The organism is Mesorhizobium sp. M7A.F.Ca.CA.004.06.1.1 (assembly GCF_003999135.1).
Lineage (GTDB): Bacteria > Pseudomonadota > Alphaproteobacteria > Rhizobiales > Rhizobiaceae > Mesorhizobium.
The window spans coordinates 1-1,165 of record NZ_RZPQ01001159.1 but is presented as its reverse complement, the minus strand read 5'-3'; the positions used below and the strand labels follow the sequence as shown (position 1 = coordinate 1,165).

General features: G+C 60.9%; 1 protein-coding gene. It reads right to left on the bottom strand.

Features of this window, described 5'->3' with window-relative positions:
* Positions 1-22: 22 nt before the first annotated feature.
* On the bottom strand, positions 23-961 hold the full coding sequence (locus tag EN906_RS34760) for an IS110 family transposase (RefSeq protein ID WP_127270070.1): 939 nt from the start codon (positions 959-961) through the stop codon (positions 23-25).
* Positions 962-1,165 lie beyond the last annotated feature (204 nt).

Genomic DNA, 1,165 nt, shown 5'->3' with positions numbered 1-1,165 from the left:
CAATGAGCGACTATCTGTGGTGTCAAGTTGCATTGGCGAACTCCATGCGCGCATCGCGTGCTTTTGCATTGAGAATGACGAGGAGTTTTCGCGCCAGCGCCATGCGGATGACCATTTTGGTTTTGCCAGCCTTTTGCAACCGTTCGGCGAAAGCTTGCAGATGAGGATCGTACCTGGCGACGTGCCGGGCAACGATAAAGAGAATGCCACGCGGCCCGGTGCGACCGCCCCGAATATTACGAGGTCCCTCGCGTTTGCCGCTATCATTGGCGAAAGGCGAGAGCCCCACCAGCTTGGCGATGGCCTTGTTGGAGACGATGCCGATCTCGGGGACCTCCGCCAACAGACGGGCAACGGTGCGGTCAGCCAAGCCCTTGAAGACGCGGAATGTCATGTCGAGCCTGGCCCACAACGGATCATCGTCAATCAGCGAGGCCACCTCGCCAGCCAGCCGCTTCTCCTCGCGCTTGAGGCAGGTCAGCACCGTGGAGAGACTGGCCAGCGTCTCGGCGTCTGTGGTGGCGCTCTTGCGCTGCTTGTTGACGGTGATGTCGCCGGTGACTTGGGAAAGCCTGGAAACCAAGACTTTCAGTCGCTGCTGCGCGGGACTGGGCGGCGCCGCCGGCACGATCTGCTTGACCGACGCGTAATGGGCGATCACGGCCGCGTCGATGCGATCGGTTTTCTCGAAGGTGCCCATTGCTTCGGCGAAGCGACGCACGCTGCGAGGATTGACGATGCCGCAAGGCAGGCCGTTCTCCCAAAGCCACAGAAAGGCCAACCGCTCATAACCGCCCGTGGCCTCCATAACCGCGAGCTCGACACGATGGCCGCGGCAAAACACCAGCAACTCGCCTAGTCCCGCTGCGTCGTTGGCGAAGCGAGCAAACGCAGCGCCCGGCCGGATATGGGCGTCCAGCCAATCTTTCGAAACATCAACTCCACAAATAATGTTGTTCACGGTAACCTGCCTTGTTCGTGCGATTGGAGCCAAGCGACTATTCGGTCGTGCGTGACAAAGGCGAAGATCCCAAGCTCATTGACGGTTGTAGCCGGAGGGGCAGCGGGCGACTTCGCCAAGCCTCGGGCCGGATGGCCATCCGGCCCGAGGCTCAATCGCTTCCATCGCACATAATCATCTCGTGCAGATACAAGGGGCGGCGCC